General features: G+C 44.9%; 13 protein-coding genes. All 13 read right to left on the bottom strand.

Going from position 1 to position 16,896, the window contains the following annotated elements:
• Positions 1–1,410: BglG family transcription antiterminator (locus ACWP87_RS04945; RefSeq protein WP_032953754.1), on the bottom strand; the 1,410-nt coding region annotated here is incomplete at its 3' end.
• 19 nt (positions 1,411–1,429) lie between these two features.
• Positions 1,430–2,287, bottom strand: a complete 858-nt coding sequence (locus tag ACWP87_RS04940) for a class II aldolase (RefSeq protein ID WP_005684934.1) — start codon at positions 2,285–2,287, stop codon at positions 1,430–1,432.
• Between the two features lie 296 nt (positions 2,288–2,583).
• On the bottom strand, positions 2,584–4,056 hold the full coding sequence (locus tag ACWP87_RS04935) for an FGGY-family carbohydrate kinase (protein ID WP_014570180.1): 1,473 nt from the start codon (positions 4,054–4,056) through the stop codon (positions 2,584–2,586).
• Complete coding sequence (locus ACWP87_RS04930; protein WP_005684936.1) at positions 4,037–5,419, bottom strand: PTS galactitol transporter subunit IIC; 1,383 nt, start codon at positions 5,417–5,419, stop codon at positions 4,037–4,039. The genes ACWP87_RS04935 and ACWP87_RS04930 overlap by 20 nt, the downstream gene beginning before the upstream one ends.
• A gap of 11 nt (positions 5,420–5,430) precedes the next feature.
• Positions 5,431–5,730 (bottom strand): PTS sugar transporter subunit IIB, encoded by a 300-nt coding sequence (locus ACWP87_RS04925; protein ID WP_005684937.1) that lies wholly within the window; start codon positions 5,728–5,730, stop codon positions 5,431–5,433.
• Positions 5,727–6,212: a PTS sugar transporter subunit IIA gene (locus tag ACWP87_RS04920; protein WP_005684938.1), complete on the bottom strand. Its 486-nt coding sequence runs from the start codon at positions 6,210–6,212 to the stop codon at positions 5,727–5,729. The genes ACWP87_RS04925 and ACWP87_RS04920 overlap by 4 nt, the downstream gene beginning before the upstream one ends.
• A gap of 11 nt (positions 6,213–6,223) precedes the next feature.
• Positions 6,224–7,078, bottom strand: a complete 855-nt coding sequence (locus tag ACWP87_RS04915; protein ID WP_005684940.1) for a class II aldolase — start codon at positions 7,076–7,078, stop codon at positions 6,224–6,226.
• A 14-nt stretch (positions 7,079–7,092) separates the two neighbouring features.
• Complete coding sequence (locus ACWP87_RS04910; RefSeq protein WP_005684942.1) at positions 7,093–7,833, bottom strand: GntR family transcriptional regulator; 741 nt, start codon at positions 7,831–7,833, stop codon at positions 7,093–7,095.
• A 350-nt stretch (positions 7,834–8,183) separates the two neighbouring features.
• Positions 8,184–8,684 carry a GNAT family N-acetyltransferase gene (locus ACWP87_RS04905; protein WP_005684943.1) on the bottom strand — a complete coding sequence of 167 codons (501 nt, stop codon included), beginning with the start codon at positions 8,682–8,684 and terminating at the stop codon, positions 8,184–8,186.
• 177 nt (positions 8,685–8,861) lie between these two features.
• The gene (locus ACWP87_RS04900; RefSeq protein WP_005684944.1) at positions 8,862–9,491 is read right to left on the bottom strand and encodes an NUDIX hydrolase; all 630 of its coding nucleotides are present in this window, start codon (positions 9,489–9,491) and stop codon (positions 8,862–8,864) included.
• 125 nt (positions 9,492–9,616) lie between these two features.
• Entirely contained in the window at positions 9,617–9,829 is a 213-nt protein-coding gene (locus tag ACWP87_RS04895; RefSeq protein ID WP_005684945.1) for a DUF3923 family protein, read from the bottom strand.
• A 15-nt stretch (positions 9,830–9,844) separates the two neighbouring features.
• Complete coding sequence (locus tag ACWP87_RS04890; protein WP_005684946.1) at positions 9,845–10,414, bottom strand: helix-turn-helix transcriptional regulator; 570 nt, start codon at positions 10,412–10,414, stop codon at positions 9,845–9,847.
• Positions 10,415–10,745: 331 nt separating this feature from the next.
• The gene (locus ACWP87_RS04885; protein WP_014570182.1) at positions 10,746–16,094 is read right to left on the bottom strand and encodes a TIM-barrel domain-containing protein; all 5,349 of its coding nucleotides are present in this window, start codon (positions 16,092–16,094) and stop codon (positions 10,746–10,748) included.
• Between the last annotated feature and the right edge of the window lie 802 nt (positions 16,095–16,896).

The raw sequence follows: 16,896 nt of genomic DNA, 5'->3' as shown, positions 1-16,896 counted from the left end.
TTTAATTTTCGAATATTCGTTTTCAGCTGGATAATAACTAATTAGAATCGCGCCGAGTGCATCAGTCAAATCCGTTTGCTCAGTTGTAAAAATCACATCATAGTCCTCAATAGATGTATCTGATAAGTCGGTGACACTAACCATTGTGAGTACCGAGATTTCGTTGTTGAACCACGTTGCAAAGCGCTGCCGCAACAAAACACTCTCACTGCGTTTTAAACTGGTGACAACCAACACTTTCTGTGATCCAGAAAGATCGTTGTATCTAATCAAGTATTGGTTAAAATAAATAGCCAGATAGGAGATTTCACTTTCTTCAACCTTTTTGCCAACTTTTTGCTGAATCAAAAGACCCATATAAGCAGCTATGTCGAAAGCTAATGGAAATGATTTGCGAATTTGATCTAGTAAAACGTTGCTGTTTTGAATATCGAATTTCATTCGCGTGATGAGCGGCATGAGATGTAACGCTAAAGAAATGCGTAAATCAATTTCTTGCGTAAAATCCACGTCAAACTTTTCTTTAATGTCCTCGAGGGCGCTCACAATGAATTGGTTTATATCTGACGGAACATAATCGTCATTCTGATAATCACTCTTACCTCGCAGATAAATCGCCAAGTTAAGCAACTCTCCGTCAGAAGCTTGAAAACCAAATCTTTTCTCTAATCCGGCAAAGATTTCTTTTGCCACTTCAACCTCATCAGCAAAATAGTGCAGAAGGTGAGGTTTTGCTGTGTTCAACGAAAAGCCTTTTTGAATCCGCTGAATGGATACTTCAATGTGAACAATCAAGTTTTGGAATAATGTGTCGGAAATATGGTAATGATGTGCCATCAGAACGTTAACCAGAATCCGTTCAATATCTTGCCGATAAGGTGCTTGCGTAACATAATGCTCGTTTTCGTACAAACCCATCTTGGAAAGACAACGCCGCATGTTTCTCTCTGTACCAATCACTTGAATGCCATTTTGGGAATCTCGATTAATCTTCAGTTCAAACGGTTCGATTATACCTGCCATTTTGTTTAAATCAGCTGTCAAAGTAGATCCAGAAACGAATAGACGATTTTCAATCTGAGTTTTTGATAATGGTCGCTTTTGTTGCAGTAGCAACCGACAAAGTCGCTTGACTCTGCCCGACTGATCTAAATGAGATGTGCTGTGAGGGCGTAAAAATTCACTTTCAAAAGCCGGAACATCTTTAACAATCAATCGAGAACCTAAAGAGCGCTTAGAGATTAGAGCGGCGCTTTCATTTTCAGCTAGCTTTATTCGAATTTTCTTGATATCAGTTTGAACCGTGCGCACACTGACTTGATACTTTTGAACAAAATAATTCGAGGTTAAAGTTTTCGGGGCGTGCCGATAAAAATCCTTTAGCATTTCTGCTTCCCGACTATTCAACACGCTGCTCACCTTCCTTTACCTATAAAGCCCCAACTTTCTCGCCATTAACTTCTTTGATGATGGTTTTGGCAGTCTCGATAACGTTTTGGATGCCTTTAGTGGCCACCCCATAAAGATTGAATTCATTGTGGTTCTCATCATATGCTTGACCAAACGTTTTAATATAGGCTTTGCGTAAGTCTGATCCATAATTAATCTTGATTAGATGATGCTTCTTTGCACGGCGCACTTGATCAAATGGAATACCGGATCCCCCGTGCAGTACCAATGGGACAGGCGAAATTGCCGCAATCTTTTGCAATAATGGAAAATCAAGGTTCGGCGACAAATCAAGTCCATGGACATTGCCAACTGCGACGGCGAGCGTATCGCATCCAGTTTTTTCAACGAAACTAAGGACATCTTCCGGATGGGTTTTGGCATTAATATCTGACACGTGATCGTCTTCCTTGCCTCGAATCCCCCCAAGCTCTGCCTCGACCGGAACGCCAAAGTAATGTGCGTAATCCGTCGCCCGCTTGACTTCTTTGATATTTTCTTCGAATGGCAGCTCAGAAGCATCAACCATGATAGAGGTAAAACCTGCGTCAATACAGAGTTTGACATCTTCAAAGCTCTTACCATGATCCAAGTGCAAACCCATCGGTGTCGAAACGTCTTCCCTTTCCATCACTTCTCGCGTCATGTTCGCCACAATTTCGGGATTGGATAATTTTAAGTTATGTGAAGAAATTTGAATATAGCCACCCAATTTCATTGCATCAAAAGCTTTAACAATCGCAAGCGTCATTTCATAATTTGTGGTATTAAATGCTGGTAAGACAAGCTGGTTGCGTTTGGCGTAGTTCATAAGTGTATATCCATTAACTAAATCCATCATTTTTACTTCCTTTCTTTACATCCTTAATCCTAATAGAAAGCGCTTACTTGAGTACGTCAATAAATTGCATGAAGGTTCATGCAATTGCCGACTGACGCGTAAACGAAAGCGATCCTGTTCATATGTGATCTTTTCTTCTCCCCGTGCAAGTGACACAGTTTAAAAAAGGCCTCGACAATCCCGGATATATCGGGATATCAAGGCCGCTCCTATTGAGGCTATCTTTGGGAAACGTATACCTATAATACGATGCATGTCGTACATTTAGTTTCACTAAAATTCTTGTTTTAGTGCTATTTCAGCTCAAATCTGACTTTAGCATCGTAAAGTGGTTTATATTGATGCTCATAAACATCAAGAAGCGTGCGAACTAACGGCGTTGTCCGCGGAGAGAATCGATGACTGGGTGGTTGAGCGAGCAGACGATTTTTCTCAGAAGTCGTCTGGGCGATCATATTTGCCCCTCGTGAAACTGCTTCAGGTGTTGCCATTGCCAAGACATCTGCATCCAGCAAATCAGCTTTTAATTGGAGCCAAAGAGGATCTTTGATTGCAGGTCCAATAACTTTTATAGTTTGCAACCGTTGATTGGTTAAACATTCAACCGCATGCTTTAACTCAAACGATAACCCTAAAAACAGTCCAAATATCAACGCCTCTTGGTCAATTTGATTCGCAAGACCATACCAAAGTCCTTTTGTCTGTGTTGATTTTTTCGGACTACCACTACCACTGAAATGCGGAATCACAAAGTTGATCGCTTCAGTGGGCAACTCCTCAGCTAAGTAGCGCTTATAAGCTGAATCGGCCAATGCCATAAAACGTCGGCTAGTTAGTTGGTGACGCTCTTGAAACCATTGAATGACAGAACCAGCTGATGGCAATGCTGTAAAAATTGTATATAGATTTGGATCTAAATAAACGCCGTATGCGATCCCTTCTGCCTCTTGGGTTGCTTTTTTTTCTAACGTATCTGAAAGCAGTAGTATTCCCTCGGTAGTTCCCGTAGAATCAAGAAGTTCATGCGTTGTTTGTCCACTTGAGACCGAACCGACCATATGATCATGCCCTGCAATTGTAACTGCCACCTGATCAGATAGACCAAGTGTTGTTGCGATAGCAGGCTTCAAGGTTGCAATCTTGGTACCCGATGGATAAGGCTGGGGGAAATCAACATTTTCAATTCCGAAAATTTTTTTAACTCGACTCGACCAATGCTTTTTCTGAATATCAAAGACCATCGTGCGGCTTGCAATTGAATATTCTGTAGCCCTAACACCTGTCAATTGATAAACGAGGAGATCCGGAATGCATAACCACGTATATCGTCGGTTTGCATCAACACTATGCTCAAGCAGCCACTTGATTTTGCTGGCAGAATAGTGCGCGTGCGGTGGCAAACCGACTACCTCATATATGGTCTTTTTTTCCTGCGAGGATAACCTGTTAATAATTTCTTCAGAACGATTGTCATACCAAGCAATCATAGGAGACGCCAATTGACCAAGTTCATTGATCAAAACACCGGACTCGCCAACACTCGCGACCGAAATCATTTGAATCGTATCTGGTGCCGCTTTTACTAGTTGCCGAATTGAATTCATAAGTTGTTTCAATAATTTTTCAGTGTCAAAGTCGACAAAATCATCCACTTTATTCTTAGGCGTTGCAAACTTTACTTGCTGAATGGGCTGAATGTTCGTTTGCTCTGACCAAAGTGAGACTTTGGTGTTAGTGGTACCAACATCAATTGTTAGATTCGTCAAGACTATCTGCCTCACCAAAGACCGATTTCTTTGTCACTCGGTATAACCACCAAATAATCAACCCAATTACCGGGATCAAGCCGAGTGCAACAGGATTAAACTCAAAGATCTTAACTAACCAATATCGTAGTGGATTCCCACCATCAAGAAAGCTCGTTACGGCCGAATTTTTAGCGCCAGAATAATTGACGTTTTGCGCCATCTTCGTAATTGTCCCTGCTAATGCTGAGGAAATATATAGATCTGCAATTAGACATGGTATCCCAATAAGAAGCGAACGGAAAACATCTCCTTTAGTTGCTAAAACGATCATGGAAGCGAAAACGGCCAAATTCGCTAAATCAGCCAGCGGCATTGTGCCATTACCTGGCAAGAAGAAAGCAAGCACAACTGCAATTGGGGTCAGAATCAATCCGGTAGAAATGACTGCAGGATTACCAATTGCCACAGCAATGTCTAATCCGATGTATAGCTCTCCGCTATTTTTGACGTGCTTATTCAGCCAATCTTTAACCGCTTCAGAAATAGGCATCAAGCCTTCCATCAGGATTCGGACCATCCGCGGCAAGATAAACATGACGGCGCCTAAATTAACACCAATTTGGAGTATGCCACGAACATCATAACCAGCTAACACACCAAGCAGAATCCCGAGAAGGGTTCCAATCATCATTGGTTCACCCATGATACCAAAGCGCTTCTGAATTGTCTGAGGGTTAATATGGATTTTGTTTAAGCCAGGAATATGATCAATAACCCAGTTTCCCAGTAAGCCTATGGGCCAAAAAGTAATTGATGAAACGGTTGGCAATGAAATGCCCTCAAGGCCAAAATATTTTTCGCCTAATGGTGCTGCCCAGTCAGCCAGTTTAAAGACAATCACCGTAATCACTGCAGCTGCAAGTATTCCCAACCAGAAATTGCCCGTCACGTAGTAAACCAATGTTCCTGCAAGTGCAAAGTGCCAGTAGTTCCAAAGATCAACATCAACAGTTTTAGTCCACTTCATCCCCAACATAATAATATTAATGACAATTGTCATCACGATGACGAAAGGCGCAATGGGAAGCCCCCAAGTGATCGCGGATAGTGCCGGCCATCCCAAGTCTGCATTGGGTAGACTCAGACCGATGTGTTTAACCATAACCTTAGCTGCGGGGCCAACATTATCTGATAAAATCGTCATAACAGCATTAATGCCAACAAAACCGATCCCAACAGTTAATGCCGAGCGTAAAGCCTTTGTCCATTTCACTCTAAAACAAAGGGCAAGTATGAAGAGGAAGAGTGGTAACATGACTGTTGCACCCATACCTAATATATATTGAACAATTTTATTTAGTTGATCGGCGAGTTCCGACATGCTTTCTCCCTCTATTCTTCAATATGCTTTTTAATATCTTCCAGCACTTTATCTGCACCAATTCCAGTAATAAGTGGCAAAGCTCGAATAACCGGAATTTCGGTTTCATACGGAACGTTCGTTGTTGCGACAATAAGATCCGCATCTTTTTGATCGTATTCTGGCAACGAAGCCACATTTGTTTGCGTATAGTTGGCATCTAATCCATGTTCATGCAGAAAGTCCATTGTTTTCTCTGCAACAACTGTCGACGTCGCGATCCCTGTAGCACAAACAAATAAAATCGTCTTTTTCTTTCCTGAATGAGTCATTCTAATCCCTCCAAAATTGCATTTTGAACTTCTGTTGCTATCTCAGCATCTGTAGATGTCATAAACTTTTTCAATTTCGTCTGATCTTGGACAACACGCATAATTCGCTTAAGGATATTAAGCTGTTTGTTTGACTGGGCCAGCGAGAGCAAGAAGATGACTGATACTGGGATAATTTCATTAGTCGTCCCCATGACGACCATCTCAATAGGCTCAGCAAGAATGCCAACGGAAACTGCATTTTGGTTAACGAACTGAGGATCTGTATGCGGAATTGCAACTCCTATTGGGGATGTTGGTAATCCTGTTGGAAATTTTTTCTCTCGATCTTTTACTGCCTGTGGATAATCTACCGTTACAAGCTTTCGATCTAGTAAATTTAATGATAGTGCATCGATAGCGCCTTCAAATGTAACCGATTTCGTAAAATGCTTAACAAAAGAAGATCCAAATGCAATCTTCTTTGATGTTTGTTCTGACATTTAAACCTCTCCTATCGCACGGCTGTTGGTGAATTGCTGTTCATGACGCAAATTTTATGATAGACGACATCTTCGATAGCCTTTTCTGCGTCAAGCGATACGTTAACAAGATCAAACCTCTCTGGATCCTTTTGATAATCCTGACCAGCAGATTGGATGAAGGCGCGCCGCAAATCACTGGCAACATTGATTTTAACGACCCCGTTGTCAACCATTTGGGCAATTTGCTCATCTGGAATGCCTGAAGCGCCATGTAGCACTAGCGGAACTGGGCAGATAGCGTGAATCTTCTCCAATAGGGGAAAATCGATGTTAGGATCAAGATTTAATCCGTGAACATTACCAACTGCAACAGCTAGCAGATCCACACCAGTACGTTCAACAAAATCAACAACTTGTTCTGGATTAGTCTTGTTATGGCCTTCAGTTACGTCGTCATCTTCTTTACCAGCAATTGCCCCTAACTCGGCCTCAACAGGAATTCCATAGCCTCTGGCAAACTGAACAGCTTCATACGTATGTTGAATATTTTCTTCATAATCGTATTTGGCATTATCCGTCATCACCGATGTAAAGCCTGCACGCGCGGCTTGGCGGACAGAATCAAAAGTCTTGCCATGATCCAAGTGTAAGGCAATGGGTGTATCCATTTGTTTTGCGAATCGGTTAACCATATCTTTAATAAATCCATATCCAGAAACGGGGATGTTTGTCGGGGCAATTTGAATGAAAGATGGTATGCCGCTTTTTTCAACCGCTCGAAGTATACCCATGGTTGTCTCCAGATTAGTTGTGTTGAAAGCTCCTGCGACAACGTGCCGATCCTTAATAATTTTGATCAAATCGAATCCATTTACTAATGGCATTGGTTCAATTCCTCCTATCGTCTTTGCAAAGTTGTTGTGAGAAAGTACTTATTTCCTTTTAACCAGACGGAACCGTATTCGACTGGTTCTTTTTCAGAAAGATACACTGTCTGTTGCATTTTTAAAGCCGGCGTGGAAGAAGGAAGCTCTAAAAGTTTCCCACGTTCCGTGCCAATCGTAAGTGCTTCATAGGTACTGCGGGCAAAGCTAATCTTTCTTTTTGCTAGTTCTTCAATCTCATTAAAAAGGCTAATGTTGTTAAAATTGACCTTCTCAATTCCCGGACAGAGCGTAATATTAATGCGATTTTCGATTAACATTAACTTATCATCGGCAACTGATCGCAATCGTTCTAAATACAAGTACTGACTATCAATAGGGATCTTGAGCATATCAGCAATTTTCGCGGTCGCGGGTCGTAGTTCCTGCTGAATAACTTGTGTTGTGTAACTTAAGTGTTGATTATCGAGCGACTCAGCGAATGACATTAACTGATCATTCAACGAGTACTCAACGTTTGGGTTACTGACAAAGGTTCCTTTCCCATGAATCTTTTTGACCATACCCTCCTTCAGTAGAATATCAATAGCTTTTCTAACAGTTCCACGGCTGACATTAAGGTTGCGACACATCTTCTGCTCAGAGTCTAAACGGTCTCCATCCTGTAGACTTCCGCCATACATCATGTCTCGCAAACTATTTGCAATTTGTTCGTAAACTGGAATCATAGACGTTTTGTCAATATCAATTTTCATTTTCCCGCCATCTTTCTATTAGTTTACGAACATCATAGAACAACCGTGTATCACAGGGTACCTCTGTGAACAAGTTAAATATAAAAGCCATTTATCTCTTATGCAAGCGCTTTATCTTTTTTAAATAAAAAACACGTTCTCATATTCATGAAAACGTGTACATGTTTATTATTTAAGGTACAAAATCGATTTATTAATCAGGCTTTGGCGATGATATTGGAATACAAAAGCATTCACTGCGCAAACTCGCCAATTCCTTCTAACCGATCTACAAGGCTTCATTGACGGCATTGCTAAACTCAGTGAACTGTGTAGCCCTAAGCCTATAAATCACAAAATTTATAGCGTAATTATCCAAGCTTCTTCACCAAAAACTGATCCATCAACTGATGCTGTGCATTAACAAGTGGGCGCGGTAAATCAGTGAAGCCAAACTCATGATAAACATGAACGGCGGTTTTAAGCGTGTGGTAAGTTTCAAGATAAACCGACTGATACCCGACTTGCCGAGCGTAATCCAAGGCATGCTGCAACAGACGCTTACCAATGCCGTGACCTTGCAAATCACCGTGAACATAGAACTTTTGCAATTCAGCAACACCGTGAGTCGGGTCATACTCCGCAATGCCAACCCCGCCAAGAACGCGACCATTTTGCGTGGCCACAAAGTAATTCCGCTTTGGCTCTGCCGCATAAAACTGACTTAAGTGATCCAGTCCAGCATCAAAATAAACTGTACCCGGGCGGTCAAGATCGGCGGCTTTCAGACACTCCCGAATGAGTGCGGCAACTGGTGCATCGTCTGCAGCTGTCATCGGACGAATCACTTCTTCATGAACTGGTGTTGGCATGGACATCCCTGCTTTCGAAAAGGTTTAAGCAAAATCATAGTATTTTTTCAGCTAATTGCAAGGCTTCTCTGTGATATTCCACGAAAACTGGCCAGACACGGAATGTTTCACGGGGAACACTCTCATCTCGGGGTTATTAATGATTCCTTACTATGCACTACCCGCCCTTCACAACATCTAATCAAACTGCGTCACCCACCCCGCATCCGCATGGGCAGCAAACGCCATCTCGATATCCGCCGGTAAATTACGCTGCAGTGACAGCGGTAACGCCAACGCCTCCTCACGGGTAAAAGTGCGGACATTTTCGGTTTCGACGCCTGTCTTTAATGTTTGCGTCACCGGCTGGCAGGCAATGAAAAACTTGTATACATCCTGCGTGCTTTGCGGTGCATAGTCACGCTTCCGGACCGAATAAACCGCGAGCAGTTGCGTTGGTTTGACCGTTAAGCCAGCTTCTTCGCGGGTTTCTTTAACTGCAATCTCACCAGCACTATAACCCAAGTCCGCCCAGCCGCCGGGAATGGACCAAGTGCCACCTGCCCGCTCTTGCACCAGCAAAAGGCGATCCTCAATAAACGTTACCGCCCGCACGTCAACCTTGGGCGTTACATAACCGATATCCTGATCCACAAATAAGCGCACTTGCTCAGGGGTCGCATCGCTCAATTGCAGCATCAGTTGCTTGGTGATAGCCGCTAATTGATCGTAACGTTCCCGATCAAACACATCTTTTGTATAGTAACGACCAGACTGCGCAATAGCCTGCAGTTGGCCCAATAACAAGTTCAAGTCTTCGCTTGGCATGCCCTCGCCTCCTGCGATCATTGTAGCAAAATTGCAGCTAATGCCGGTTTAAAGCAAAGAAAGCTTAACTTAAAAAGATTGCCGATACACGACCGGCAATCTTTTTAAGTTCATGCTTCTGACAATCATCCGTGGCGTCTGCTGATCAACAAGTATATGCCTTCCACAATTGCAATAATCAAAATGAAAACGACCAGCACGGCTAATGCCGCTAAACGTGATGCCGCGGTCTCAACATGGCCGGCACCATCCACGCGTCTCATCAAGATCCTGATGCCGATACCGCTGATAGCGATTGCCAAAACGATATTCGTGATCCAGAGTCCCTTATGTTTCAAAGCTATTGCCCCCTTTTATCTCAAGGTTTTGAAAGTACGGTCCAGTTTTTGCAAACTAGCGCCGATTAAGGGAAGCAGTAATGTCATCGCAGTTGCCATGTAAACAAGTTGCAACCCAAACGCCATGGCGAATAGATTTTGCCACGCCAGACTGAACAGCACAGCTGCCAGAAAAACGCATAGACCATGTAAGACTTGCGGCTTTAACCATTGCTGCCACCAGCTTAGTAAGAGACCTCCCAAAAAGCCGAGTACAAAGTCTGTCAGCAATAACATTTCCGGTCGCGCAACATAACCCAAGCGGCCAATAATCATGATCGCAAGCGCCGGTCCCAGAAAAGTGACTGGTCGCGCCGAGGTTTTCTTGGTGGCTTTGGATGGGACTGGCCTCAGCAATTCGTCAACGGTTATTTGGTAAAAATCAGCTAGCTGACAAACCGTTTGCAAATCTGGCTGATGTCGGCCGGTTTCCCACGTTGAAACGGTTTTTCGCGAAACGAAAAGCTGGTGGGCAACTTGCGCTTGCGTAAGCTGTCTTGTCAGTCGTAACGCCTTTAAGTGATTGCCTAAAACCGAAGTGGTCATTCTGCTCCCCCTCTAAACATACACGGCTCCTGTACGAAAAGCCTAGCTACACTTGCTAGCACACTTGATATATCAAGGTTTTAAACCATTTTACGATTATTCAGGAACGTTTAAATAACGGTCGTGGAAATCTGTTTCTATCATTAGATTATCATAATATCATTTGCATCAGAACCCTTGGAGCCTTCGTCCGTTTCTACGCATAAGCGTTAAGATCGCAAGTGACCACGGATTGTCTGCTTCTGCTTCGACTCCTAACCACAGTCACAAAGAAAAAGGCTGGCACCGTGATTTGCGGTGTCAACCTTTTATTGGCCTAAATGGCAACGTCTTAATCGTTATTCTTGTGATGTTGACGCAATTTGACGTAACCTAGCAGTCCGATTAAAGTTGCGCCGAGAACAGCTAACACCGGTTGAGCCCGATCACCGGCATTCGGCATCTGATCGCGATCCTTAGTTGACTTGTGCGTGTCTGCCGATTCGCCGTTGAAACCCGCATGCGGTTGTGGAGTCTTGTCTTTTGGCGGTATGCCCGGTTCCGGCGTTGGCACTGGTGGATTGCCAGGATCCTTACCCGGCTCTGGCGTTGGTGCCGCCTTTACCAGGTGATCAATGGCGGCTTTAAGGTTGGCAACTGCGGCTTCAACCTTAGCCACCGCTGCTTCTGAATCCTTGTTAACCGCCCGCGCTTGGGCCAAAGCTGTTTGCAAGTCGGCAAAACTGACATCAGTGTATGTCTCCGCTTTAAACTCGGCTGCTTTGGTGATCAAGCTGACAAGCTCGGTTTTGTCCGGTTGCTTTTCAAGTTGTAGCATTGCCGCCATTAAGGCATCGGCCTGTTTTCCAACTTCAGCTTGAGCAGCATTGGGATCATTCAGAACCAAACGTGCCGGTTTTAAAGCTGTTTGCAGTTTGGCATAGGAACTTGCGGTATAGTCGCTAGCTTTCAGTTTTTCTGTCGCTTTGACAAGTGCAGCGAGTGATTGTTTATCGGCCCGTGGTACCAAAGCGTCAATGGCTCCCTGAAGTTGATCGGCCAACTTTTGCTGTGTCGCCGCAGACGTTGTTGGATCCGTTAGTGCCTTTTTCGCTTCATCCAAAACGGTTGTGAGTTGGGTAAAGCTGTTTGGCGTGTAGTCGGCAGCATTTAGGTTGGCCGCTACTTTAACCCATTGTTCTAGCGCCGTGGCTTGCGGTTGTTGCTTCACTTCCAGTGCAAACCACGCATTGCTAATTGCCTGGATGGCCGCTTGAATTTGCGCTTGGGTTGCATTTGCATCGGCAGAGACTGGTTTGGCTGTAGCAACAGCATCCGTCAATTTTGCAAAACTCTCCGCCGTATACTGGTCAGCTTTTAACGCTTCAGCAGCTTCGATTAACTTTTTCAACTGATCCTGAGTCACGCCGCGGTCAGCCTCGAGTTTGCCCAAAGCGTGCTTCAGGTCCGCATAAGCTTGATTGAGCGCATCAACCGTTACGTTATCAACGTTGAGAACTTGGCTCGCTTTATCGCGTTGAGCTGCAACCGCCTGCCAACTAACTGTGGTAAACAACTTCGGATCGAGTGCGTTAATGCCATCAATTAAGGCGGTTAATTGTGCTTTAGCCTGATCCAGCGCGCTCGTATCCGCTGGCAAAATGGTGATCGGTGCCGGTACTTGCGGCAAGTTTTCCGGACCCCACTGATTGGTTAACATTGGATCACTTAACGCAAAGCTGAGTGCCGCTTTCGTCATGCGGGTTTTGGCTCGCAACGTGATGGTCGCTAACTTTTGATCGCCTGACAAGCGCTTCTGCTGGCCTTCATTGGCAAAAATCAGATAGAGATCGCGACTGTTATCACCATGCGTTCGCGTCTTGCTGAAGTTAACCATCTGGGCTGTCGCTTGGGTCGGTTCAACTTTGACTAACTCGACATTCGGATTCGTGAGCGGTACCCGGGCAAAGAGGCTGTTGACGTTGGCTAGATCCTTGCCAAGCAGATTCAAGGTGATCGTTTCTCCCGGCAGATACGTTTGCTTTTCAGCTTCAAGTGCCAAAGTTCCGGCTGGTGCTTGTTCATCCGGCTTCGTCACCGGCGTTTTGCCTAGCTTGGTCATGACATAGTTGATGTCAAAAGCGTCAATGACCCCATTGCGATTCAGGTCGCCGTTTTGAACATAACCGTTGAAATCACTGTCAATGTTGGCCGTTAAGCCCGCGTAGTTCATAAGCGACGTTTGATCGTCTTCATTCACCCGTCCGTCATTGGTAATATCACCCAACACCGCTTTGCTTGAGCCATCCCGTTTAAACAGCAGCAATTCCCGTCCTGAAACAAAATCGCCGCGGCTTGTGCCTTTAGGGATCACAAAGCGGACATATTGGGCTTTTTCATTTTTGTCAAAAGTGATTGTCTTGTCTTTGCCATCCCACGTCCAACCTTTGCCTTCACCTGCTTGATGCCAGTGAATCCCATCAAGGCTGGTTTCGACTTTCAATGCTGACAAAGTACCGTTACCGCCGTCTTCACGCGGAACATAAGTCACATGATCCAAGTCGTAAACGCCATCAAGTTCCGTGGTAATCGTCATCGGTGTTGCTGATTGCTTAGGCGGCGTGGTGAACCAGTTGCTGTGCGCCATCGTAGTCAGATCCTGATCAAAAAGATGAGCCGCGGTGTCTTTTCCTTGCCAAGTAGCGACACCGGTAATCGGTGATGTGACTTGCGGATTGCTCATTTTGACGGCAAGCCGCAGCGGATTATCTTTGGAACTGAAAGTCTGCTCGTTACTCCACTTAGAAACCGCTTTGGCCGTTGCTGCGCGTACCTGGAACGTGTGCTTGGTTTGGCTCTTCACCGGCGTTAGCAGAAATTCCGGCTTGGTCAGATTGCGGTAAACAACGCCATCTGCCTTGACGTCATAACTTGTCGCGTCCTTCACCGGCTTCCAGTCAATGCCCACAGTTGTATCGGTCGTGGTCTGATCATTTTGCTTGATCTCGGTCGGCACTGCTACTTCATCGCTCTCGGGTAATGCTTCAGTGGTTGGATCATCAGTAGCATTGATACCGTCCACGGTGAGCTTGATCGCATTGCTTTTAACATTGGTTTTTCCCAGCTTAACTTGTAAAAAGTTCTGGTCAATCGACTTATCTGCAAGTTGATCCAAGAAATCATTCGTATGATATTGTTTATTAACAAAATAAACATTTTCGCCTGCAGTAAAGTCTTTGAGGTTATCGACGGCGGTCAGTTTAACCGTTTGTCCGCCAACACTGGCCGTAACTTTAGCCGGCTTGCCGCTCGTTCGAATGGCAAATTCAGTGGCTCGATCTGGATTTAAGCCGCTGTAATCACCTGTCAGAGGATCAACGTTCACGGTCAACTGATCCTTTTGCAATTCGCTGGTAACCTTGGTTTGGGCATGCGCACCTTTTAGATACTTTTTCGAAATGCCGTCATCTTCGTAAACCGTAAAATCGTTTTTGCCACTCGCCGGGAAAATCTGAAACTGCCGCTTGGTTTGGTCAAATGCTTTGGGCGTATTGTGTGCGGGCGTGGTTGGAATCACGGCGCCTTTTTTAACGAAAACCGGCAACTTCCAAATCGGCGCTTCGAAGTTGTTTAAGACCTGACCGCCACGATATTCCTTGCCGGTGTAATAATCGATCCAAACTTGCTGCTTGTCAGGGAGGTAAATGCCGTTACGTACATCGTTTCCCTTTTCATCAGCCGCCGTGTTTTGGTAAATCGGCGCAACAAGGAAGTTATCGCCCCAGAGGTATTCGTACTTGACCAGATCGGTATATGCCTCAGGAATGTTCGGATAATCAAGGAACAGACCGCGCACCATTGGCTTACCATCAAAGACACTTTGCGCAGACGCCGTGTAGTTGTAAGGCATCAGCATGGTCTTTTGCTTGTTGTAAGCACGATTGATCGCCGTTGTTTGCTGATCAAACGAGAATGGCGTTTTGGGATTGGCACCCCAGCCGTCCATGTTAAGCTGGATCGGCGTGAAGGCTTTCCACTGAAAATCGCGGGTGTTGACGATCGGATTACCGCCGCCAAAAATTCCGTCCATATCGGAACCTACATACGGCTGTCCGGATAAACCGGTCCCGATATACGTTGGAATATGAAAGCGAATGTATTCCCACTGGCCACCGGTTTGATCACCCGTCCACACGCCGGCATACCGCTGCGTCCCGGCCCAGCCATCAAGCGTAATCGCAAACGGCCGCAACGAATCGCCTTTGACCTGCGTCATCATCGCATCAGCTTTAGCCAGACCATCTAAGCCAAAAGAATACCCGGACCCGACCCAGGCCACGTCAGTTTTCAGGGCCTTGACACCAATGGCAACTTCCTTGGCAAAATCACGATCATCCGGTTTCGGATTGGCCGGATCAACTGGCGACAAGTTTTGTTGCGTCCACAGCCCGGTTGCAACGCCATGCTGATCCGCATAATCCGCAAACGACTTAAGATTTTGCAAGTTGCCTGCTAAAGTATCGGTCTGCCCATAGCCTGCACCATAACCATCGTTTGGCAAAAACCATCCCAGCGGCATATCATTTTTCTGATACCGATCAATAACGGCGCGAGCACTAAATTGATAATTATTCAGCTCCCCGTTCAACGATTCTTTGATACCACTTTGGCCAGCAGGAATTTTCCCAGGCTGATATTCTTTATAATATTTGCCGTCTTCAAACTTAATCGCACCGCTTGTTCCTTCAGGTACCGGAACCCAAGTGTCACGGTTATAGGCATTCAAGTGTGCTTCATACAGGCCATAACGCGGCATCATCGCCGGTGCACCCGTCAAGTCGTAATAATCTTTCAATAAGTCATAGGGTTTCGCATCGAAAAAGTAAACTGCATCAAACCGATTTTCCTGATGCGTGGTCTTTACTTGGCCGTCATCGCTAGCCCCAAAGTCATAGTTACCCAGCTTAAACGTGTTCCGCACCACGCCATAGCCAGCGGTTGACCAATAAAATGGATTCGGTGACGCCACCCCGCCATCAACCCAATTACCCGTGTTTTCAATCTTGACATTTTTACCTGTTAGCGTGAAATTACCATTTTGCGTGCCACCGCCAAAAAACTGGTCAGTGCCACGTTTTAACACTTGTGTCGCATGATCGTTGGTAATTTCTAACGGCTGACTCTCGGCCATGACCACCTTTGAGCCCTGGGAAACCTGCAGAGTTGCATTTGCTTGATTAAATCCAATGGCAATCGCATCGGTCTTGATCGTCCACCCATCACCGTTATGATCAAGCGTAGCAGCCGCAAACGCCTTAGCTGCCGATGCATCAATTTCCTTGGTAAAAATTTTTGCGTTAAGCCCTTTTTCCGATTGGGCAGGCGCAGCAAACTTACCTGAAGGATCAGCATAAAAGCGAAATTGATTGTTCGCTAATATAAACACCCGTGCCTTCAGGTTGTTGGAGTAAGTAACTTCAAAATAATGCGTTTGTTTGGTGACATTCACAATGTTGAGCATGCTTGTACTGGCCTTCTTCACCGCGCTACTTTTAGCCGGTTCGGATCCCTTAGCTGCCGTTACCGGAACCGTACTACTGACATACACGACAGTCGCAGTCAATGATAAAACTGCGCTGCTATATAACAGTGAACGCGGCACCCGAGGCCGATCCTTCACTGTCTTCATTCCATTGTGCATCGACAAACTCCCCCTAAAAATTGTTGTGGCTCCTCCACGTGGTCGGTACCACTCAAGGGGATTGTAACCGCATTCATTTGTTTACTTCAACCACAAAATATTGTCTAAAAGTGGCGAAAATCTATTTTCTGGAAATATTTTTCAGAAAATATAAACTAAATTATTGTTAGGGTTGTGAACTAGATATTGACGCCATCGAGTTTCCCGAAGCTTTGCCGGTGCACAATTAAGAACAAGAGTTATACTAGTAGCGCTTAATTATTAATTTTATACGAATGAGAACTGAACTCATTTCATTCACATAGTACACCATCACTAAAATGTTGACCACCGGACCAGTTTTGATAAGCGCAAAAGTCCAGAAACTTGGTAGCCTCTGATTCAGTTTGCGTTCCTTAGTTAAAGGTATAAAATGGTGATACTCAATAGCATCAAAACATGATTAATGCCAATTAAAAATATTTCAAAAAGAACTCCCATTATCATTTCAATGTGTTTAATGATCATATATACAAAAACACCGCCAAGTTAAGACGGTAAACGTCATAACTCAGCGGCAGCGATTTAGCAAGGCACGCACCCCTCACCATTCTAACTTCCGGAGGTGATCGCCATGCTAAGAGGAAAGATCGGAGGGTTGGGTTACGCTAGAAATAGCGTTGGCCATCTTGGTTTTAGCCCAGGCGTACTTGATTTACGCCAAGGCAACCAAGATACTAAAAGAAGCTAACCGTAACGGCTAGCTTCTACCACCAGTCTTTCTAACTCGCGTCGAGGTCATCGGGTCGCACCCCGGTGGCCT

The sequence above is a fragment of the Lacticaseibacillus sp. 22 genome (genome assembly GCF_055413445.1).
Note: the sequence above shows the minus strand (reverse complement) of the source record. Positions and strands in the feature narration are given on the sequence as shown.